Raw genomic sequence first — 20,607 nt, forward strand, 5'->3', positions numbered from 1 at the left:
GAACAGATGCCGAGTCACCTGACCCGAAGGTCGATCTTGGGCAGTGGGGCCGCGATTGCCGTTGTCGGAGTCACCGCTGCGGAAGCTGCGGCCGAGGAGGTGATCAGCGATCCGCTGGGCGCTACCAGGGAAATGGCGGTCCGCTTCGACCTCAAGCAGTGGGACAGGTTGGTGCAGGTCTTCACGACCGAGGTCCACGTTGACTACACCGGGCTGGTGGGTGGTGAGCCGGCGACCGTCCCTGCCGCCACGCTCGTCGGGGACTGGCGGCGCAACCTGGGTCATCTGTCCGCCACCCAGCACATGTTGGCCAATCAGGCTGTGCGGGTGACCGGGCGCGAAGCCGGCGCGACCGCCGACTTCCAGGCCACTCACCGGAGTGGCCCGTTGGTCGGCGGTCGGCTGTGGGTGCTCGGCGGTCGCTATGACTACCGGCTCACGCGCGTGGGCGGGGGTTGGCGGATCAACTCGGTCACCATGCACCCGTTGTGGGAGCACGGGGACCGGACGATCATCGGCTTGCCCGCCGGCGGCCGGCGCCGGCGGGCGACAGCGCGTTAGACGGCCTCCCAGCAGTCGTCGTGACCCTTCCGGGGCGTGTACCGGCCGATGGCCTCGACGTTGCCGGCCGCGTCGATCGACCGGTACTCCACGTACTGCTTGCCGTCGGGTCGGACCTTGATCTCACCGCCCCGGTGGACCTGCCACTTGCCGCCCGAGATGCGGTACTCGGTGCGGGCCACGCCCGACGTGGCGTCGGAGGCGGTGAGCTTGACCCGGGAGGCCGAGGAGCCGCGTTCGGCCTTGGTGACCGGGGGAGCGGTGTCGACCTTCACCTCGACGGACTGTTCGGCGGAGGTGTTGCCGGCGGCGTCGGTGGCCCGCACCGCGACCCGGTGGGTTCCGTCGGTGACGGACACCGGACCGGTGTAGGGCCGCCACGGGCCGCCGTCGACGCGGTGTTCCAGCACCGTGCCGCCGGACGTGTCGTCGGTGGCCGTCGCGGACACCAGCGCCGCTTGCGTCCACCAGCCCTCGGGGCCGGGTGCGTTGTCCGTCTTCACGGTGAGCCGCGGCGCGGTGCGGTCGACCTTGACGGTGGTCGACTGCTCCGCGGAGACGTTGCCCGCCGCGTCGGTCGCGCGGAACGTGACCACCCGCTCACCGTCGTCGGCGAACGACAGCGGCGTGGTGTACGCGACCCAGTCGCCGGCGCCCACCTTGTACTCGACGCGGACCGCGCCGGGCTGGTTGTCGGTCGCGGACGCGGTGACGGTCACCGGAGCGGTCCACCAGCCTCCCGCACCCGGCGACGCCGGGTCGGTGACGACCGACAGGACGGGAGCGGTCCGGTCGGTGACGATGCGGAAGTGGTTGAACTTGGCGGGTTTCGACGCGGTCTGCGCGCCGCCCAGGGCGAACACGCCGATCCGCGCCCCGGCCAGGCTCTCGTTGACCACCGGTTCGAGCGAGGTCCACGTCTGCCCGTCCGCGCTGTACGAGCCGGTGTAGGTGGAGCCGGACTTGGCCAGCCGCAGGTGCCACACGCCCCCGGTCACACTGGCGCTGGGCTGCGGTTGGCCGACCACGTCACCGCTCTCGGTCCGCAGTTCGACGGCGCGCTGGACCGGCGTGCCCGCCTCGTTGACGGCGAGCTGGTCCAGCTTCACGTAGTTCGCGTCGTCCCGGTAGGCGATCAGGCCCGCCTGCTGGTAGCGCTCGTCGAACGCCGACGCGTCCACCTCCGTCTCGATCACCCAGTCGCCCTCGGGCGCGCGCTGGAGGATGAAGTTGCCCGGGGCGTCGGTGGCGCCGCCGTAGATGTCGCCGTTGCTGGTGTCGATGCGCAGGCCGCCATCGGTGACGGCGTAGCGGGTCGGGTCGGGCCGGACGACGGCGTTCCAGCGGCAGCCGTCCAGGGACGTGCCGGTGAAGTCGTCGTTCGGGTCCACGGCCGCGGTGTCGTCGGGGACCAGGGTGAACCAGTCGAACTCGGCGTCGATCACCGGCCGGTCACCGCCGCCGCCGACCAGCGACAGCAGGCCGACCTTCGGGTTCACCATGCCCGCCAACGCCTTGGTCTGCGGCATCGCGGTGAACGACTGCCCGTCCGCGCTGTAGGACGCGGTCAGGTTCTGCCCGTCGCTGGTGAACCGCACCCACACGGTGTCGGGGTACGCGGCGCCCAGCGGCGCGGTGTTGGACTCGCCGACCTCGTTGGGCTGCCCGGCTTCCTCGCGGATGAACTGGAAGATCCGGTTCGCCGCGTCGTCGGTGTCCGACCGGCCCTCGATGACCATCTTGGCGTAGTTGTCGTCGTCGCCGTAGATCACCAGACCGGCCTGCTGGTAGGCGCGCCGCGCCGGGAAGTGCACCTTGGCGGTGGCCTGGAACGGCCCGGACGGCAGGTCCTGCAACACGATGTTGGGCGTGTTGTTGGTGCCCGCGTAGATGTCCGAGGACGCGGACGGGATCACCAGCTTGCCGTCACGCACCGACAGTTCCTGGTTCTCCCGCACCACCGTGGTCCACCGGTTGCGGTCGAGCGCGGTGCCCAGGAAGTCGTCCGAGCGGCCGGCGAAGCAGGTCACGTCGGGGGAGCGGACGGTGACCGCGACGGTGGTCGAGCCGCTCGCGCCACGGGAGTCGGTCGCGGTGACCTTGGCGGTGAACGTGCCCGGCGCGGTGTAGGTGTGGCTGACCGACGCGCCCGTGGCGGTGCCGCCGTCGCCGAACACCCACGTGTAGCTGATCGGGGTGTCGCCGTCCGGATCGGTGGCCGACGCGGTGAAGTCGACCTTCAGCGGTGCGGTGCCGGTGTTGGGCGAGGCGGAGGCGGTGACGACGGGGCGCTGGTTGTGCGTGACGCCCCGGCCGGCGAACTCGACCCAGTTCAGGTTGGCCAGGTAGCCGGTCGTCGAGGTGCCCTCCGGCCGGCGGATGACGAAGAACAGTTCCGAGCCGGACGGGACGTCGTCGGCGATGTCCGCGGTCACCGTGGTCCAGGTCTGCCAGCCGCCGGTGCCGGCGAAGGTCGCCGTGCCCGCGAGCGGGCCGTCCGGCGCGCCCGCGCGGACCTCCAGCCGACCGCCGCCGGACGCACCCGCGACCCGGAACCGGACCTGGTCGATGCCCTGGAGCGTGGCCGGGCGCAGCGAGAACCAGTCGCCGTCGGTGATGAACCCGATGTTCTGGCCGCCGCCGGTGTCGGACGTCGTCTCGCGCTGCACGCCCGGCGAGTCCTCGCCGATGCCGTCCGCGGTGCGGCCGGTCGCCGTGTAGTACTCGGCCTCCTTGTGCTTGGGCTGGAGCACCAGGATCGACTCGCCGGTCAGCGGGGACGCGCCGTTGCCGCCCTTGTCGGTGTACTTCGCGGTGAGGACGCCGAAGATGTTCGCGCCCACGTGGCCCTCGTCGCCCGACATCAGCGCCAGGCCCTCGCAGCCGCGGTACTGCTCGTAGCCGTGGGAGTGCTCGTCGTGGCCCAGGGCGGGCTGCACGATGACCTGCTGGCAGTCGATCGTGCCGTCCTCGGCGTCGGTGACGGTGACCTTGTAGGAGACCTGGTCGCCGAAGTCGATGAAGCCGCCGTCGGTCGGCGCGGTCAGGGTGACCACCGGCGGGGTGTTGCCGACGACGATCCGCACGTTGGCCACCGCGGACCGGCCGCCCCCGTCGGTGACGGTGAGCCGCGCGGTGTAGTCGCCGTTGACGGTGTAGGTGTGGCTGGGCGCGGTGTCGGTGCTGTCCGTGGTGCCGTCGCCGTCGAAGTCCCACGCGAACGTCAACGGGTCGCCGTCCGGGTCGCGGGAGCCGGCCGAGTCGAACCGGACGGTCAGCGGCGCGTGCCCGGAGGTCTTGTCGGCCTTGGCCGCCGCGATCGGGGCGCGGTCGCCGCGGACGTAGTCGATGCGGTAGACGCCGCTGTCGGCGTTGTTGCCGCCGAACCCGGAGCCCCACTCGATCACGTACAGCGCGCCGTCCGGGCCGAACTGCATGGCGTGCACCCGGTTGAACGCCATCCCCGGCAGCATCCGGCTGATGTCCGCGACGCTGGTGCCCTCGGCGTTGAGCTGCAACGAGAACAGCCGGCCGTCGTTCCAGTCGCCCCAGATCGCCTTGCCGTCCCAGTAGGCGGGCCACTTGCGGGGCGAGTCGAGCTGCGGGTCGTACCGGTAGGTGCCGCCCGCCATCGGCGCGCCGCTGCCGCCGATCTCCGGGTTGCCCGTGCTGGTCTTGCCCTGCCAGATCTTCGTGCCGATCGCGGCGGGCAGTTCGGTGATGCCGGTGTTGTTCGGCGAGTTGTTCACGGGCTTCGCGCAGTCGAACGGCGCGCCGGACACGCCCGTGGCGAAGTCGTAGTCGACGTACGGGGTGTTGTCGCCCACGCAGTACGGCCAGCCGTAGAACCCTGGCCGGTCCACGATGTTCCACTCGACGCGGCCGTCCGGACCGCGCTGCGGGTTGCTGCTGCCGGCGTCCGGGCCGTAGTCGGCGACCTGGAGCTTGTTGGTCAGCGGGTCCAGGCCGATGCGGAACGGGTTGCGGAAGCCCATGGCGTAGATCTCGGGCCGGGTCTTGTCCGTGCCGGGCGGGAACATGTTGCCCGCCGGGATGGTGTACGTGCCGTCGGCCTGCGGGGTGATGCGCAGGATCTTGCCGTTGAGGTTGTTGCTGTTGGCCGAGGAGCGCTGGGCGTCCCACGGCGCGCGGCCGGCGGTCTCGTCGATCGGGGTGTAGCCGTCGGAGTTGAACGGGTTGGTGTTGTCGCCGGTGGTGATGTAGAGGTTGCCGTCGTTGTCGAACTCCAGCGCGCCGCCGGCGTGGCAGCACTGCTGGCGCTGGGTGGTGATGGTCAGCACGACCTTCTCGCTGCCGGCCACGATCGTGTCGCCCTGCAGCGTGAACCGGGAGACCCGGTCGACGGATTCGGCTCCGGCGGGGGAGTAGTACAGGTAGAGGTGGTTGTTGGTGGCGAAGTTCGGGTCCAGCGCGATGCCGAGTAGGCCGAACTCCTGTCCGGTGTAGACGTTCACCGTGCCGGCGGTGACCACCGCGCCGTCACGCCGGACGATGCGGATCGCGCCGTTGCGGTCGATGTAGAACACGCGGCCGTCGTCGGCGATCGCGAGTTCCATCGGGTTGGCGGTGGTGTCGTCGAGGGTGACCTTCTCGAAGGCGTTGGTGCGGGTGGCGGTGCAGTCGGCGTCGACGACACCGGCGGCGGTCTGGAGGCCCTTGAGCAGGTGGGTGAGGAAGGCCGGTTCGGTGTAGGACTCGTTGGTGTGGCCCAGGCCGGTGTACCAGGAGCGCCCGCCGTCGTAGTCCTGGCACCAGGCGATCGGGTGGCTGGAGCCCATCGTGCCGCCGCTGTAGGACGTCTCGTCCATCTCGGCGAGCACGTGCACGTCGGGGGAGGGGTCGGAGCGGAAGTCGTACCACTCGTCGAAGCGCCGCCACGACTGCGGCAGGTGGGACGTGGCGGGGTGCGCCGGGTCGGTGACCTTCACGGTCGCGTCCTGCTGCGCGGGGTGGCTCTTGAAGTAGGCGCCCACCAGGTCGCCGTACCAGGCCCAGTCGTACTCGGTGTCGGCGGCGGCGTGCACGCCCGCGTACCCGCCGCCCGCCTTGATGTAGCGCTCGAACGCGGCCTGCTGGTCGGCGTCGAGGACGTCACCGGTGGTGGAGAGGAAGACCACGACCTCGTACTGGGCGAGGTTGGCGTCGGTGAACGCGGCGGCGTCCTCGGTGTGGTCCACGGTGAAGCCGTGGTCTTCGCCGAGCTGTTCGATCGCGACGACGCCGGTCTCGATCGACGGGTGGCGGAAGCCCGCGGTCTTGCTGAAGACCAGGGCCTTGAAGGTCTCGTCGCCGTGTCCCGGGTGCGCCTGGGCCGGCGGGGCCAACGCGGCCAGCACCGCCACCACGACCGCGGCGACCGACCACCGTCTCCAGCCGCGCTTGGACGAACTCCCCATTGAGGCCTCCACTCGACGGGCGCGCTGGAGTCGCCCCCGATTAGTCAGTTGACTAAACAAATTAATGAGGCCTTTTTCACGGGGTCAAGGGCTGGGGATGTCCACAAGTCGCCACTGCCACGACCTGCTGGAAAGCGGGAATACCGCGTTCGGCGGCTTTACCGCACCGCGTCACGACCGGACACTGCGCGCTCCGCACCGCTCGACGTCCACGTACCACCGGGAACCACGGCGGCGCAGGCGGATGTCCGCCTCTGTGTCGGTGTTCGTCAGCTTCGCCAGCGCGGAACCGCGGCCGGCCGGGGCGACGGTGTCGACTTCGAGGTCGCGGAGGTCTTCGTCCAAGCGCTTCAACAAGGCCTCCGCCGCGCGCTCCGAGCGCCGGAAGGACAAGCGCCACAACGCTGTCGCGTCCGCCGACCGCAACGCCTCCGCGTACTTCCGCGCCGCGCTCTCCGGGTTTTCCGCGCCGTCGGTCGCCGGATCGGGCGGCCAGAGACCGGCGCGGATGAGGGTCGCGATCCGTGTGCCGCGCCGGGCCAGCGCCAGCCCGCCCTCGGACTCGTCCACCAGGTAGCGGTAGAGCAGGCCGCGGCCTTCCAGCAGGACGAGCAGGGTCGAGGTCACCCGCGTCGGGCTCGGGTAGAGGGACACGGTCGCCTCGTCGACCAGGTCCTGCCGCAAGCGCCTGCGCGCCCGGCCCGGCACGAACCACGGCGTCACCAGGACCAGCACGAGCGCGGCGACGGCGGCGGTGACCAGTGCGGTCAACGCCCACCAGTCCGCGCCGACCCAGCGGCCGACCACCCCGCCGTCCGCGGGATCGGTGCCCGGTTCCAGCGCGATCAGCACCAGGATCGCCGCTCCGTACAGAGCGCCGTACACCAACGCCCACCCGGCCGTGACCGCCGCGGGGTGGAAAGCGCTCTCCAACACCCAGGTCCCGTCGGGGCCGGCGAGCCGCCGTTGCAGCCGCCGACCGTGCACCCACGCCATGACCACCCCGAACACCACGGCGACGAGCACGCACCCGCCGACGATCCACAGGGTCACCGGCACGCGCCGGACCACGGCGGCGATCGCGAAGTACCCGACCACGGCCACCGCCATGGCGGCCACGGCACCCGCCGGACGCCGGGTCACGGCCGGCCGGCCCGGGCGACGACGCGGGTTGGCCAGGACGCCGAGAGGGGTGCGCAACGGCGCCCGGAGGCTGCCGATGACGAGCAGACCGCCCACGGTCAACGTGATCAGCAGGAACGACGACGCGGCGGGCAGCGTCGGCCCGCCCGGCCCGCCGTGCAGCGACACCTGCAACGCGTGCGCGGCCAGCGGCAGCACGGGCGTGAGCAGCACCAGGCCGTGCAGGAGGCTCCCGGAGCGCAGGGCCGCGTACCCGAACGCGGCGAGCAGCGTCGCGCCGCCGACCGCCGCGGCCACGCTGCCGGGACCGTCGCGCAGCACGCCGAGCAGCGCGAGCACCAGGGCCAGTCCGCCGCCGCCGAGCGCGAGCATCGCCAGGAACCGCGCGATCGGACCGCCGCGGGTCAGCCCGACCACCGCCCAGTACGGCAGCAGCGCCGCACCCCGCAGCCCGCGCGTGATCGGCCGCACCGCCTTGACCCCGCCCAGCCCCGAGTTGTCGCTGTCGACCACGGTCACCGCCACCGCCGCGGCCGTCGCCGCCGTCCGGATGGCCTGGTCGCTGGAGATCTCCTGGCCCAGCGGCTCCCGGCCGACCGCGGCCCGGTCGAACGCCCGCAGCGCCGCCACCCCCTTGTCCCGCGCGGTCGCCGGCAGCTCGGGGTCCAGCTTGGCCAGCTCGTCGAGCAGGGTCCTGTGCTCGCGGACGAACCGCGCGCCGTTGGACCGGGTGTCCGAGCCGTCGTCGAGGTCCGCCTCGACGGCCACCTTCAGGTGGGGCAGTTCCTCGACGGCGATCCGGGCCTGGAGGCCCCACGCGGCGAGCGTGGCGAGGTTCCGGGACACCGGTTCCAGGTCGACCGGCTCGACCGTCCCGTCGTAGACCCGCTCCAGCTCGCGCACCGCGCCCTCGATCGCCTGCTCGATCTTCTTCTCGCCCTCGGGCACCCCGCCGAACAACTCGACGACGAGCCCGTCGACCGCGGTCCGAGCGCGCTCTTCCACCACCTGCTCCCGGTTCGCCACGTCCGAACCGACGGTCTGCCGGTCCAGGTCGGCGACCCGGCGCAGGCGGCGCTGGTCGCACAGCACCCGGCACAGCATGGTGGCCGCGTCCAGCCGGCCCCAGATCCAGTCGTTGACCCGCCAGGAGCGCTTGAGGAACCCGCCGAACCGGCCCAGCGCCATCCCGCCCGCCTTGTCGTCGGAGGTGCGGCTGTACTCGGCGAAGTCGTTGTCGGTGTGCAGGCTGAGCTGGATGAGCTCCACCGAGCGGTCGAGGCCGGTGGGGGACTCGTCGGCCAGGCACGCCGTGGCCACCTCCAGCGCGAGCAGGCGGGACAGCCAGGCCGCCTGCCGCTTGGCGAAGCCCGCCTGGGAGTCGCTCATCTTCTGCGCGGCTTCGGTCGCCTGGTCGACGGTGAGCCCGGGAAGGTCGAGGGGCGACTGGGCCAACGCGCTCTCCGCCGCCGGTTTCGGCTCCAGCAGGAGGAGGTACCACGGGGTGAGCCCGCCGGCCTTGCGCTGGTCGTCGTCGAGCGCGAACAGGATGCTGCAGGCGTCGGCGGCCACCCGCCCGATCGTGTCGACCTCCGCGCGCACCTTGTTGCCCACGATCGTCTCGTCGTCGCCGATCATGTCGTCGGCGAAGGCCTCCAGGCGGTCGCGCCAGTACTGGAAGTCCAGCCGTGCCGCGGGTGCCTCGACCCACGGCCGGTCGCGTTCGGTGCGCAGGGCGCGGACCCGGTCGCGCACCCAGTGCAGCTCCAACCGGGCCGCGCCGATCCGTTCGGTGGCGCGGGCGAGGGGGCCGGGCTGGTCGGTCGGGACGACCCACAGCAGGCGTTCGGTCAGCTCCATCACCGCGGCGGCGATCCCGTCGACGATCGTGAACCCCCACCGCCACCCGTGCCGCCCCAGCAGGTCGTCGGCCACGTGGGGCGGCGGTTGCGCGGGCACGTAGGGCAGGCCCTCCCGGCCGGTGAGCCGGTCCCGCTGGGCGCTCTCCGCGGCCTGCCGGACCCGTTCGAACGGCCAGCGCTCGGTGTTGGAGCCGACGACGTCGAGCTGCCGGGTCACGATGTCCCGCGCCGCCCGCCGGATCCGCAGGTCCTGGTAGTGCGGGTGCAGGGCGTCCACCAGCGAGTACAGCCGTTCGGGCACGGTCGGTCCGGTCGGGTCGCGGCCGTGCTCGTCGGCCAGCCGGTCCAGCACCTCGTCCCGGCTGCCCCGGCGCGACGCGGCGACCCGGTTGTGCTCCTCGATCTTGTCCACGTAGGTCTTGGTGCCCTGGTTGCGCAGCGCCGCCAGCAGCCGCCCGCCGGTGCCCAGCGTGGAGGGCACGAAGTCCGGGTCCGCCGCCGCGGGCTCGTCGCCGGGCAGTTCGGCGTGCGGGAACACCAGCAGCATGACCCGCCGCACGGGGCCGCCGGCGGGCATCCGGTCGATCGCCTCCAGGGCCTCGGTGGTGGGCGTGTTGGCCAGCAGCCCGCCGTCCACCGCGAACCGCGACCGGTCGGTGCCCGCCCGGTCGGCCCAGGAGGCGAACGCGCGCATGTCCGGCCGGTCCGGTCCGGCGGTCCCGTTGACCGGGACGTAGGAGGGCTCGAACGCGAACGGGAACGATGCCGAGGACCGGGCGGCGAGCGCGAGTTGCGCGACCCTGGCCCTGAGGTCTTCGGGCCGGAAGTCGTCGCGGGGCTGGAGTTCCTCGCCTTTGCGGCCGCTGAGGGGGTGGTCGCGGCGGAAGGTGAACGTGCAGCGGTGCTCGTACTGGGTCAGCGGCTGGCCGAGGTCGTCGAAGGTGGGCTGGGGGACGCCGTCGAGCACGGTCGTGGTGATCCGCAGGTCGATCGGGCGGTCCTCCGGCCGGGTCGGCTCGTGGTCGGCGACCAGCCGTTCGAGCGCTTCCCGCAGCCGGGGCAGGAAGAACTCGTCACCGCGCAGCAGCGACACCGGCTGGCCCGCGAACGGCGTGCGCAGCAGTTGTTCCATGCGCCCCTGCTCCGACCACAGGCCGCGCAGCTCGTCCAGCCGTGCGTTGGCGTTGACCTGGGAGAGCGCGAGCGCGGCCCCGTTGATGCCGCCGGCGGAGGTCCCTGAGATGACGTCGGCGCGTGCTTTGCAGCCGACCATGTCGAGGAGCTTCCCGTAGACGGACGTGCCCCGCGTCAGCCGGTCCAGCTCCAGCACCGCGCCGCCCATCCAGACGGCCAGGCTCACCCCACCGTTCAGGACGACGGCGAACCGGATCTCCTCGGGCTCGACGGGCATGACGGCCTCCCCGGTCGTGCTGACCCGTCGGGCGGTTCCACCCCGGCGGGTGTACATGAAGTCGTCCGAGGGGTGCAGCGGGTTACGCCTCCACCAGGCGGGATGTCCGCAAGGGCAGACCTGGGCCGCACCTCTTCCACCCGACCGGGTGACGGGTGACGATGTGCCGGTCCCCGCAGGGGAGGAGGCGCCGTGGCCGAGTCCGCACGCGTCGACACCCCTGCGCCGCTCCGGGCCGCCTCCACAACCGTCATAGCCGATCGGGGGGACGTATGGGCGGCACAGAGCTGTACGACGACATCGGCACGGGGTACTCGCTGGGCCGTATCCGCCGGCTGCGCCAGGGCCTCGACCAGTGGGACGCGGGCTTCCGCCGCATCGTGTCGAACGCCTGGTCACCGCCGGGTCAGCCCGACGCCCAGCACGTCCCGGACGTAGATCTCGACGAACTCCGGCAGCCACGGGTTCTCGGCCATCCGGTCGAACACGCGCAGCAGCCCGGTGTCCACGGCGTCGGTGAGGTGGACGATGCGCCACAGGTTCAGCGGCTGGTCCTGGGTGCCGCCGGCGCCGTGCTGGACGTGGAAGATCGGCTGGAGGTCGCCCGCGCGCAGCAACTCGCCGTCCGGGCCGGGGTGTTCGGGCGTGCCGAGGAACGTGACCATCCGGGTGGCGTGGTCGACGTGGGTGCGTTCCAGCACCAGCGTGTACTCCTCCGGCGCGGTCCAGGATCGTTGCATCGAGCGCCGGACGAAGGTGTCGCCCTCGCCCCACGAGTCGGCGCTGCCCGCCGCGACGACGGTCGGGATGAACAGATCCGGGCGGCGGGCCTTGCGCACCTCCATGTCCCACAACATGTCCTGCGTGAACACCAGCGGCTCGCTCAGCTCGTAGCGCTCGGCCAGGGTCCGGTTGACGTCGACGGGCGGCAGCTCGTAGCGGGTGTTGGCCGGGTCGGCCCAGGTCTGCTCGAACGTCGCGGCGTAGTCGTTCATCGTCATCTCCTCGGAAGTGGTCCAAGTTAGTCACCAACTATGATAGTCATAGATCGTGACTATCTCCTTCGGCTTCTCCCTCGCCCCCACCCTCGACCTCGCCGGCCACCTCGACCTGCTCGCCGTCGCGGAGGCCGGGGGTCTGGACCTGATCGGCATCCAGGACCACCCCTACGTCGCGGACTACCTGGACACCTTCGTGCTGGCCGCCACCCTGCTGGCGCGCAGCGAACGCGTGACCGTGTTCCCCGACGTGGCGAACCTCCCGCTGCGAACACCGGCGATGCTGGCCAAGACCGCCGCGGCGCTCGACCTCGTCTCGGCGGGGCGGTTCGAACTCGCGCTCGGTGCGGGCGGGTACTGGAACGCGATCTCCCGGATGGGTGTGCCCCGCCTGTCCGCCGCCGAAGGCTTGAACGCGTTCGAGGAGGCCGTCACCGTCCTGCGCGGGTTCTGGCGCGGCGACGGCGCCCCGGTGAAGTTCGCCGGGACGCACTACCGGGTCGACGGCGCCCCGTCCGGGCCGCGACCGGCGCACGACATCGGCATCTGGACCGGGGCGCAGGGGTCGAAGGCGTTGGCGGTCACCGGGCGCATCGCCGACGGCTGGGCCGCGCCGATCCCGTCCTACCTGCCGTACGAGAAGTGGAGTGCCTCCAACGCGATCATCGACGACGCGGCCCGCGTGGCCGGGCGTGATCCCCGGTCGCTGCGGCGGATCGCGCAGATCGTCGGCACCATCACCGACCGTCCGGGCGCGGACGCCGACGTCGCCGCGACCGAGGGCGCGGCCCCGGTGCGGGGTGACGCGGGGCAGTGGGCGGCGCTGATCGAACGGCTGGCCACCGAGCAGCCGTTCACCTCGTTCGTCTTCTGGCCCGAGCGGCAGAGCGTCGAACAGGTCACGCGGTTCGCCCGGGACGTGGTGCCGGCGGCCCGCGCGCTGCTGGCTGGGCACGGTCTGTGACCGCGCGTACGGTGTGCTGATGAGCAGCCGGTCCGCCAGGAACAGGCAGCACGCCGACATCGGCGTACTGGCGGCTCGGCTGCTGTTCTCGGTGCAGGAGCAGCTGTACGCGCGCCTGGCCGAACAGGGTTTCGACGACCTGCACCCGCGCCACGGGGTCGTGCTGGCGTACCTGGACCCCGCAGGCATCCGGGCCACGGAAATCGCCGAACTGTCCGGCCGGCACAAGCAGGTCATCGGCACGGTCGTGGACGAACTCGAAGCCCTGGGCTACGTCCAGCGCCGCCCCGACCCCGCGGACCGCCGGGCCAAGCTCATTCACCCGACCGAGCGAGGGCTGGCGCAGATGCGCGCCGCCGACGCCGTCATGGCGGCGATCGAACGCCGCTACGCCCGCCGCCTCGGCGGAACCGGTTACGCGGGCTTCAAGCGCGACCTCGCCGCGCTGATCGGGTCCGCCTGACCGGCCCTCTTGTCGGTGACCGCCGAACAGCCCGGGTACCCACACCGCATGACCTCCGACAAGAAGACCGTGCAACGGTTGCTCGACGAGGCGGGGCGCACGTACGCGGACGAGGCCGGCATCCGGCTGACCAACTCGCCGTCGCCGCTGTACCGCCTGCTGGTGCTCAGCGTGCTGCTCTCCACGCGGATCCGCGCGGACATCGCGGTGGCCGCGGCACGCGAGCTGGCCAAGGCGGGCTGCACCACCGCGCGCCGAACGCTCGACACGACCTGGCAACAACGCGTCGACGCGCTGGGCCGGGCGCACTACGTCAGGTACGACGAGAGCACGGCGACAGCGCTCGGTGAAGGCGCTCAGTTGTTGCTCGACGAGTACCGCGGCGACCTGCGGCGGCTACGTGAGGAAGCGGACGGCAAGGTCTCCGAAATCCGCGAACTGCTCCAGAAGACGCCGCGACTGGGGCCGGTCGGCGCCGACATCTTCTGCCGGGAAGCGCAACGGGTGTGGCCCGAACTGCGCCCGTACCTCGACCGCCGCGCGCTCAAGGGCGCCCGGTCGCTCGGGCTCCCCGGCACGCCGGAGCGCCTGGCCGGCCTGGTGGACCAAGCCGATCTCGCCCGGCTGTCCGCGGCGCTGGTCCGCGTCACCCTCGACGACGCGGTCGCCGACCGGGTCAAGGCCGGCGGTGGTGGCTGAACTCGCCACCGCGAGGGCGTTGCTTTCTGTACATGTAGTTGTCACTCTACGGGCATATGAACATCTTTCATGTAGCCCTACCCTCTCGTCGTCGGGCTCGAACGATTCAGGAGCGTGCGATGAGAATGGCCCCCTTGGCCAGGTGTGCCGCCGTTGGCCTGCTGGTCGCGGCCGTGCTGCCGTCGACCACGACCCCCGCTGCCGCCGTGCCGCCGCCCAGCGGGACGTTCTCGGTCCTCAGCTACAACATCGCCGGGCTGCCGGAGGGCCTGTCCAGCGGCGACCCCGAGAAGAACACGCCGATCATCGGTCAGCGGATCCGGCCGTACGACATCGTCCACGTGCAGGAGGACTTCAACTACCACGCCTCCCTGTACGCCAACAACACCCACCCGCACCGCACGCCCACCAGCGGCGGCGTCCCGTTCGGCGACGGCCTCAACACCCTGTCCAACCACCCGTACTCGGACTTCACCCGTGACAAGTGGGACCGGTGCAACGGCACGGACTGCCTGACCCCCAAGGGTTTCACCTGGTCGCGCATCCGGCTGGCCGAGGGCGTGCTGATCGACTTCTACAACGTCCACGCCAACGCGGGCGTCACCGACGCCGACCTGGCCGCCCGGCGCGCCAACATCACCGAGCTGTCGAGGTTCATCACCGCCAACTCGGCGGGCAACGCGGTGGTCGTCGCCGGCGACACCAACACCCGCTACACCCGCACCGGCGACAACATCCGCGAACTGCTCACCGCCAACGGCCTGACCGACGCCTGGGTGCAGGAGGAACGCGGCGGCGTCCCGCCCGCCGCCGGCAGCCCCACGATCGGGTGCGACGACCAGAACGTCACCGACGCGTGCGAGGTCGTGGACAAGATCCTCTACCGCGGCAACCGGTACATCACGCTGAACCTGACCCGGTACGCCAACGAGAACGCCGCGTTCCGGACCGCCGACGACAAGATGCTGTCCGACCACTACCCGATCGCGGCCGACTTCCAGTGGACCCTCAACCCCGCGCTGTCGCTCAGCGACACGTTCGGAGGACCGCACGGCACGCCGTTCACCGATGTCGCCGCCGTTCCCTTGGCGCAGCGCGTCACCGGCGTCGGCATCCGCACCGGATCGCGGGTCGACCAGGTCGGCCTCACCTACGCCAACGGCACGTCCTTCACCCACGGCGGCACCGGCGGCACCGCTGGTCACCTGGCGCTGGGTGTTGGCGAGCACCTGAAATCGGTCACCCTCCACTCGGCGCAACGCGACGGCCACACCAGGATCTTCCGCGTCGGCTTCACCACCAACACCGGCCGCACCCTGTCCGGCGGCACCGAGACCGCGAACTCGGTCACCCACACCGCGCCCGCGGGCTGGCAGATCGCCGGTTTCCACGGCCGTTCCGGCGACGAGATCGACTCCCTCGGCGTGATCTACACGAGGGTGCCGTGATGGCGGGGACCGACCGACGCAGCTTCCTGATCGGCACCGGTGTCGCCGCCGGAGCCGTTCTCGCCGGCACCCCGGCCCGTGCCGAGCGCCGCGACGGCTACCTGTGGCTGGCCGGTGACCACCACATCCACAGCCAGTACAGCAACGACGCGATGTACCCGGTGGCCACGCAAGTGGAGCGGGCGGCCCGGCACGGCCTGAGCTGGCTGACCATCACCGACCACGGCAACGTCCCGTTCGCCACGTACAGCATCCCGCCGCTGCTGTCCGACATCGTCGCGGCGCGCCGCAACCCCGACGACGTCATGGTGTTCACCGGTTTGGAGTGGAACATCCCGGCGGGCGAGCACACCACGTTGATGCTCGCGCCCGGTCGTGACGAGGCCGGGCTGTTGCAGGAGTTCGTCACCCGGTTCGACGCACGGGTGAACGGCACCCGCGACGGCACGCCCGCCAACGAGGCGATCGCGTTGCAGGCGTTGGAGTTCTTGCGGCGATCGGTAGCCGACCGGCGGATCGACGACGCCCTGGTGCTGCCCAACCACCCGTCGCGGCTGGGCATCAACTCCCCGCAGGAGACCCGGAACTGGCGGGACACCGCGCCCGGCATCGTGATCGGCATGGAGGGCGCGCCCGGCCACCAGGCAGCCGGCCTGCCCGCACCCGGCATGGCCCGCGGCCGGGGCCTGTACGACTCCGCCCCCGGCCGGTACTCCTTCCCCGGCTACCCCGCCGAGTCCTACCGCACGTGGGGCGGTTTCGACTGGACCACAGCCACGGTCGGCGGCCTGTGGGACAGCCTGCTGTCCGAGGGCAAGCCGTGGTGGATCACGACCACTTCGGATGGCCACCAGGGCTGCGGGGACTGGGTGAAGAACCCCGTCGACAAGCTGGACCAGCAGGGCTACGACAACGTGCCCTACGACAGCGAGGGCCACACGTTCGCCAACACCGGCCGCTTCCCCGACCCCGTCAACGCCGGCCGCCCGATCACCGAGTACAGCTCGTTCCCGCCCGGGGCGTACAACAAGACCTGGGTGGGCGTGACCCGGCGCGGGTACCGCGAGGTGATGCAGGCGATGCGGGCCGGCCGGATGTGGGTGTGCCTGGGTGATCTCGTGGCCGGCCTGGACGTGCGGTTGCGCGGGCCCCACGGCGCGTCGATGGGCGGTACGGCCCGGGTGCGCCGTGGCCAGGTCGTGGAGGTGGTGATCAAGATCGACCTCGCCGACCGCCCGAACTTCGCCGGTCTCGTGCCGAAGCTCGCCCGGGTCGACCTGATCGTCGGCCGCATCACCGGTCCCGTTGCCGACCGGTCGACTTCGCACGCGCCGGACACGAAGGTCGTGCGGTCGTGGGAGGTCGATGGGCGCGGGCGCGGCGGCACGGTGGAGTTGGTGCACCGGATCACCGCGGACGGGCCGTTCTACGTCCGGGTTCGCGGCACTGACGGGAAGCGCAGCGCACCCGGTTACCACGGCGCGGCAGTCGACCCGGCCGGTCCCGCGATGGACGTCGTCGGCCAGGCAGACCCGTGGGAAGACCTGTGGTTCTACTCGAACCCGATCTTCGCCAAGACCGACTGAGGTGACCGCGGGGCAGCGGTTGCGCCGGGGCACGACGGTCCCGCGCGTGCCGCTGCCCCGATCGGCTCTCGGGTTGCGGTGCGACCGGCCTCGGGTATACCCGGACTGTGGCGCAGACGCCGATCGCCGGTGAGTTCACCCCTTACGGCCCATCCCATTGGGTCGTTCTGGGGCTGTTCGTGGCGGGCGCGGTGGTGCTGGTCGGGTTTGGGCGGGCGTATCGCGGGTCGGCGGCGGCCAGGCGGTTCGAGCGGGGTTTTGCGGTGGCCGTGTTGGGGGCGCACATTGCGGTGCAGGCGTATCTCATGGCGCCGCCGCGGTGGAACATCACGCATTCGTTGCCGTTGCAGCTCTCCGACCTCGCAGGCCCCATCGCCGCGTTCGCCCTGTGGACGCATCGGCCGTGGGCGTGCGCGCTGACCTACTACTGGGGGCTGACGCTGAGCGTCCAAGCCCTGATCACGCCGGTCCTGCGCGGCCCCGACTTCCCCGACTGGCGGTTCCTGCTGTTCTGGGGGACCCACCTGTTCACGGTGTGGGCGGCGGTGTTCCTGACCTGGGGTGCCGGGGTACGGCCGGACTGGCGCGGTTACCGGATCGCCGTCGTGGTGACGGTCGGGTGGGCCGCAGCGGTCTTCCTGCTCAACCTCGCCCTGGGCTCGAACTACGGCTACCTCAACCGCGCCCCCGAGACCGGCTCGGTGCTGGACCTGCTCGGCGACTGGCCGTGGTACCTGCTGCCCGAGACCGCGCTGATACTCGGCGTGTGGGCGCTGATGACGCTCCCGTGGACCGCCCGACGAACCTGAACGGACAACCATCGCGCACCGCCGTCGTTACCTCCACAACGGGGTTCACACCGCCGTGAACGCCCGACGAAGTGGAGGTGCCGATGCGCATCCTGACCGCCCTTGCCGCGGTGGTGGCCGCCTCGCTCGCAGCCGTCGTCCCTGCCCAAGCCGCTGAACCGCCCCAGAACGTCTGCATCGCGAGCGTCCCCGAGACCGACCCGTCGGCGCCCGGCCCGGTGAACATCTGCCTGACCGTGTTCAAACCCGCCGGCGCCTCCAAGGACCGCCGGGTGCCGGTGCTGCTGCACAGCCACGGCTGGGGCGGCTCCCGGACCTCGGCACCGGGGTCGTTCCAGCGGTACCTCGACGCGGGGTTCGGCGTGGTGAGCATCGACCAGCGGGGCTTCGGCGAGAGCGGCGGCAAGGCGCACGTGGAGGACCCGGCGTTCGAAGGGGAGGACGTCATCCGGGTCGTGGATCACGTCGCCTCCCTGGACTGGGTGCGCAAAACCTCAGCAGACGACCCGGTGTTGGGCGCGATCGGCGGCTCCTACGGCGGCGGCTACCAGTTCGTCGGCGCGTTCACCGAGATCATGAAGACCGGCCGCACCCGGTTCGACGCGCTCGCCCCGCAGATCACGTGGCACTCGCTCAACGACAGCCTCGCTCCACGCGAGGTCGTCCGCACCACCTGGGTCAGCGCCCTGTACGCCGCCGGCCTCGACGCGCACACCACGACCGTCCACGCCGGCTACGCGGAAGGCCTGGTCACCGGCGACTGGCCCGCGGCCATGGACGAGTTCTTCCGCGACAACGGCCCGGCGTTCCACGTCGCGGCCGGCCGGCGGCTGGACATCCCGGTCCTGATGCGCCAAGGCCTCAGCGACAACCTCTTCCCCCTGGACCAGGCCATCGACAACTTCGACCGCGCCCTGACCCCACGAGCCCGCGCCAAGAGCCTGCTCGTCGGCTACAACGGCGGCCACGCCCTGCCCAACGCCGTCCCGCCGGGTTACGCCGTCGCCGGCGACACCTGTTCCCACCGGCTCGGCGGCGCGGACTACGACACCCTCGAACTGCGGTTCTTCGCCGAGAACCTGCAAGGCGCGCCCCGCACCCTGACCGGCCACGGCCGCTACCACCTGATGACCGCCGAGGGCGGTTGCGTCAGCGTCGACTCGGTCGCCGCGAACACCTCCTACCCGCTCCCGGACCTGGTGACCTCGACCGTCACCCCGCAGGTGGTCAAGATCGCCGACGGCCCGCTGACCGTCGCCGGGTCGCCGTCGCTCGACGCGTCGATCACCACGCTGGGGCTGGACAGCCGCGCGTTCTTCGCGTTGAGCGTGGGCACTTCGCCGTTGGACGCGAAGGTCATCCAGAACAACGTCCTGCCGCACCGCGAGAAGGGCCTGGCCTTCGGTGCCCGCCGGAACATCGAACTGCCCGCGGTGGCCGCCACGGTTCCGGCCGGCCAGTCGCTGTTCCTCACCGTGAGCCCGGTGTCGGACATGTTCCTGTTGCACGGCAGCCGAACGCCTTACGCGATGGTGTTGAAGGACGTGGCGGTGCGGGTGCCGGTCGTGCGGTGAGCGAGCGCGTCGAGTTGCCGTCGTACGCGATCGGCGTCGGTGTCGCGCTGTTGTGACCGGTACAGCTGCAGCGCCTCCCGCCAGACCGCCTGGGCCTGGTCGCGCTGCCCGGCGGCGGCGTGGGAGCGCCCGAGCCGGTCGAGGCTGTCGGCCGCGGCGACGGTGTGGCCGCGGTCGCGGAACGGGGTCGCGGCCCGCCGGAAGCGGTGGACGGCCGCGCCGAGGTGGCCGGTGTCGTGGTCGATGCCGGCCAGGTGTCGGAGTGTGCGCCTCGCCGTAGGGGTGTGGGTGGCGGCCGGTGCCACTGGTGGCCGACGGCGGTGCGCTGGGCGGCGAGCAGGCAGTGGTGTTCACCGTCGAGCCGCGCGAGGGCCGTCGTGATGTTGGGGACGTGGCCGGGGCGGCAGCCCGGCGCCGGCGGGTCGAGGTGGAGCGGCTCGCGGCAGGGCTCCATCAACTGCGTCGCCGAGTCCGCGGTGTGCGGGTAGTGGTCGACCACGCGGCGCAGGGCGGTCTCCCGCTCGGGCGCGGGGACGGTGTCGGCGACCTCGGTGGCGTAGCGGCGGATGAGGTCGTGAGTTCCGCTGATCGGTGACCCCGGGCGGGGTGTCGTTGTGGACACCCCGCCCGCCCGACCCGCGAAGCCGGTTGCGCGGGTGATTGACACCGGTCGCGGGGGCGCTCCATGCTTTGTGCCGTCAGGCAAATCGACGTGATGCGCCGGACCCACCGCCATTCGGTCGCACACGGCCAAAGGGAGGGCCAGTGGTCCGTCAGACGGCTCATCGCCGCCTGTTGTCGGGGCGGCGCGCGGGGTTCGGTGTGTCGGCGGTCGTGGTGGCGTTGGCGGCGACCTTGACGGGGTTGGCCCCGGGGCAGGCCCGAGCCGACGTGCCCGAAGTGGTGGTCGACCACGGTGGTGCGGGCCAGGCGGTCATGCCGGGGTCCGGCAGCGCCGTGGTGAAGGTGTCGCTGTCCGCTCCGCCGCCGACCTCGACGACGGTGACGATCGCGCGGGACGTGCCGAGCCCGGTGTTCGTCAGCTCGCGGCGCACGTTGACCTTCACGCCGACCGACTGGAACGTTCCGCGGTCCGTGCGGATGATCTCGCTGCGGGACTTCGGGCCGGGGGAGTTCACGGTCACCGGCCCGGGTGTCGCCGGCGGGGTGATCCGCGTGTACTCCAGCACAATGCCGTTGCCGCCCAACGTGAACCAGGCCTGCCGGGTCGCGTTGAGCAGCGCCACCTTCTGGAATGGCGGCTTCTTCATCAACGCGACCATCACCAACTCCGGCCCGACGCCTTTGACCGACTGGACGTTGACCGCTCTGTTTTCCGGGGACGAGAAGGTGACTTCGGCGGGGACCGGTGACTGGGGGCAGTACGGTCGGGGTGCGGCGTTCCCCGCGCCGAGTTGGCGGCGTCAGCTTCTGCCCGGCGAGTCGGTGAGCGTCGGCTTCGTGGCCACCAGCACGCACGCGTCCATCGTCCCGTCGCTGCGCTGCGTCCCCGAGCCGTACCTCCTCACCACACCGCCGACCACCACAGTTCCGGACTGATCAGCCCGCGGTCGCCCGGAAGGGCAGTGGGCGTTGCCCTTCCGGGTGGCCTTGGGGGAGCGCTGGGCGGAGTCGGCGTGCCTACCGTTCAGTGTGTGGACGTGTGTCCGCG

14 protein-coding genes are annotated in these 20,607 nt (G+C 71.6%); 10 read left to right on the forward strand and 4 right to left on the reverse strand.

Annotated features, from left to right (window positions below; translation table 11 throughout):
- The first annotated feature begins 6 nt into the window (after nucleotides 1-6).
- Entirely contained in the window at nucleotides 7-561 is a 555-nt protein-coding gene (locus tag RIN75_RS16550; protein WP_309112820.1) for a nuclear transport factor 2 family protein, read from the forward strand.
- On the opposite strand, the gene RIN75_RS16555 is transcribed toward RIN75_RS16550, so the two are convergent.
- The 3 genes from RIN75_RS16555 to RIN75_RS16565 form a co-directional block, all read right to left on the reverse strand.
- Nucleotides 558-5,978, reverse strand: a complete 5,421-nt coding sequence (locus RIN75_RS16555) for a ThuA domain-containing protein (protein ID WP_309112821.1) — start codon at nucleotides 5,976-5,978, stop codon at nucleotides 558-560. The two genes, RIN75_RS16550 and RIN75_RS16555, sit on opposite strands and share 4 nt — an antisense overlap.
- Before the next feature lie 171 nt (nucleotides 5,979-6,149).
- Nucleotides 6,150-10,394 (reverse strand): patatin-like protein, encoded by a 4,245-nt coding sequence (locus tag RIN75_RS16560; protein ID WP_309112822.1) that lies wholly within the window; start codon nucleotides 10,392-10,394, stop codon nucleotides 6,150-6,152.
- 395 nt (nucleotides 10,395-10,789) lie between these two features.
- A complete protein-coding gene (locus tag RIN75_RS16565) occupies nucleotides 10,790-11,389 on the reverse strand; it encodes a hypothetical protein (RefSeq protein WP_309112823.1) in 600 nt (199 codons plus the stop codon).
- 55 nt (nucleotides 11,390-11,444) lie between these two features.
- Between RIN75_RS16565 and RIN75_RS16570 the strand changes: the two genes are divergently transcribed.
- The 7 genes from RIN75_RS16570 to RIN75_RS16600 all read left to right on the forward strand — a co-directional run bounded on the left by RIN75_RS16570 (nucleotide 11,445) and on the right by RIN75_RS16600 (nucleotide 18,935).
- Complete coding sequence (locus tag RIN75_RS16570; RefSeq protein ID WP_309112824.1) at nucleotides 11,445-12,356, forward strand: LLM class flavin-dependent oxidoreductase; 912 nt, start codon at nucleotides 11,445-11,447, stop codon at nucleotides 12,354-12,356.
- Nucleotides 12,357-12,375: 19 nt separating this feature from the next.
- Nucleotides 12,376-12,819: a MarR family transcriptional regulator gene (locus tag RIN75_RS16575; protein ID WP_309112825.1), complete on the forward strand. Its 444-nt coding sequence runs from the start codon at nucleotides 12,376-12,378 to the stop codon at nucleotides 12,817-12,819.
- Between the two features lie 48 nt (nucleotides 12,820-12,867).
- Nucleotides 12,868-13,518, forward strand: a complete 651-nt coding sequence (locus RIN75_RS16580) for an endonuclease (RefSeq protein ID WP_309112826.1) — start codon at nucleotides 12,868-12,870, stop codon at nucleotides 13,516-13,518.
- 119 nt (nucleotides 13,519-13,637) lie between these two features.
- Nucleotides 13,638-14,966, forward strand: coding sequence for a jacalin-like lectin (locus tag RIN75_RS16585; RefSeq protein WP_309112827.1), 1,329 nt, complete (start codon nucleotides 13,638-13,640; stop codon nucleotides 14,964-14,966).
- Entirely contained in the window at nucleotides 14,966-16,552 is a 1,587-nt protein-coding gene (locus RIN75_RS16590) for a PHP domain-containing protein (RefSeq protein ID WP_309112828.1), read from the forward strand. The genes RIN75_RS16585 and RIN75_RS16590 overlap by 1 nt, the downstream gene beginning before the upstream one ends.
- Before the next feature lie 107 nt (nucleotides 16,553-16,659).
- Nucleotides 16,660-17,361, forward strand: coding sequence for a TIGR02206 family membrane protein (locus tag RIN75_RS16595; RefSeq protein WP_309112829.1), 702 nt, complete (start codon nucleotides 16,660-16,662; stop codon nucleotides 17,359-17,361).
- 83 nt (nucleotides 17,362-17,444) lie between these two features.
- The gene (locus tag RIN75_RS16600; protein ID WP_309112830.1) at nucleotides 17,445-18,935 is read left to right on the forward strand and encodes an alpha/beta fold hydrolase; all 1,491 of its coding nucleotides are present in this window, start codon (nucleotides 17,445-17,447) and stop codon (nucleotides 18,933-18,935) included.
- On the opposite strand, the gene RIN75_RS16605 is transcribed toward RIN75_RS16600, so the two are convergent.
- The gene (locus RIN75_RS16605) at nucleotides 18,884-19,240 is read right to left on the reverse strand and encodes a hypothetical protein (protein WP_309112831.1); all 357 of its coding nucleotides are present in this window, start codon (nucleotides 19,238-19,240) and stop codon (nucleotides 18,884-18,886) included. The genes RIN75_RS16600 and RIN75_RS16605 overlap by 52 nt on opposite strands.
- Here RIN75_RS16605 and RIN75_RS16610 point away from each other — a divergent pair.
- Nucleotides 19,234-19,530: a hypothetical protein gene (locus tag RIN75_RS16610; RefSeq protein WP_309112832.1), complete on the forward strand. Its 297-nt coding sequence runs from the start codon at nucleotides 19,234-19,236 to the stop codon at nucleotides 19,528-19,530. The genes RIN75_RS16605 and RIN75_RS16610 overlap by 7 nt on opposite strands.
- A 170-nt stretch (nucleotides 19,531-19,700) precedes the next feature.
- The gene (locus tag RIN75_RS16615) at nucleotides 19,701-20,495 is read left to right on the forward strand and encodes a cellulose binding domain-containing protein (RefSeq protein ID WP_309112833.1); all 795 of its coding nucleotides are present in this window, start codon (nucleotides 19,701-19,703) and stop codon (nucleotides 20,493-20,495) included.
- Nucleotides 20,496-20,607: the final 112 nt, after the last annotated feature.

It is taken from the genome of Saccharothrix sp., assembly GCF_031180885.1.
Taxonomy (GTDB): domain Bacteria; phylum Actinomycetota; class Actinomycetes; order Mycobacteriales; family Pseudonocardiaceae; genus Actinosynnema.

Excerpts from the sequence above, each read along its gene's own strand:
- RIN75_RS16550 (WP_309112820.1), top strand. The coding sequence starts at position 7 with ATGCCGAGTCACCTGACCCGAAGGTCGATCTTGGGCAGTGGGGCCGCG.
- RIN75_RS16555 (WP_309112821.1), bottom strand. The coding sequence starts at position 5,978 with ATGGGGAGTTCGTCCAAGCGCGGCTGGAGACGGTGGTCGGTCGCCGCG.
- RIN75_RS16560 (WP_309112822.1), bottom strand. The coding sequence starts at position 10,394 with ATGCCCGTCGAGCCCGAGGAGATCCGGTTCGCCGTCGTCCTGAACGGT.
- RIN75_RS16565 (WP_309112823.1), bottom strand. The coding sequence starts at position 11,389 with ATGAACGACTACGCCGCGACGTTCGAGCAGACCTGGGCCGACCCGGCC.
- RIN75_RS16575 (WP_309112825.1), top strand. The coding sequence starts at position 12,376 with ATGAGCAGCCGGTCCGCCAGGAACAGGCAGCACGCCGACATCGGCGTA.
- RIN75_RS16580 (WP_309112826.1), top strand. The coding sequence starts at position 12,868 with ATGACCTCCGACAAGAAGACCGTGCAACGGTTGCTCGACGAGGCGGGG.
- RIN75_RS16585 (WP_309112827.1), top strand. The coding sequence starts at position 13,638 with ATGAGAATGGCCCCCTTGGCCAGGTGTGCCGCCGTTGGCCTGCTGGTC.
- RIN75_RS16590 (WP_309112828.1), top strand. The coding sequence starts at position 14,966 with ATGGCGGGGACCGACCGACGCAGCTTCCTGATCGGCACCGGTGTCGCC.
- RIN75_RS16600 (WP_309112830.1), top strand. The coding sequence starts at position 17,445 with ATGCGCATCCTGACCGCCCTTGCCGCGGTGGTGGCCGCCTCGCTCGCA.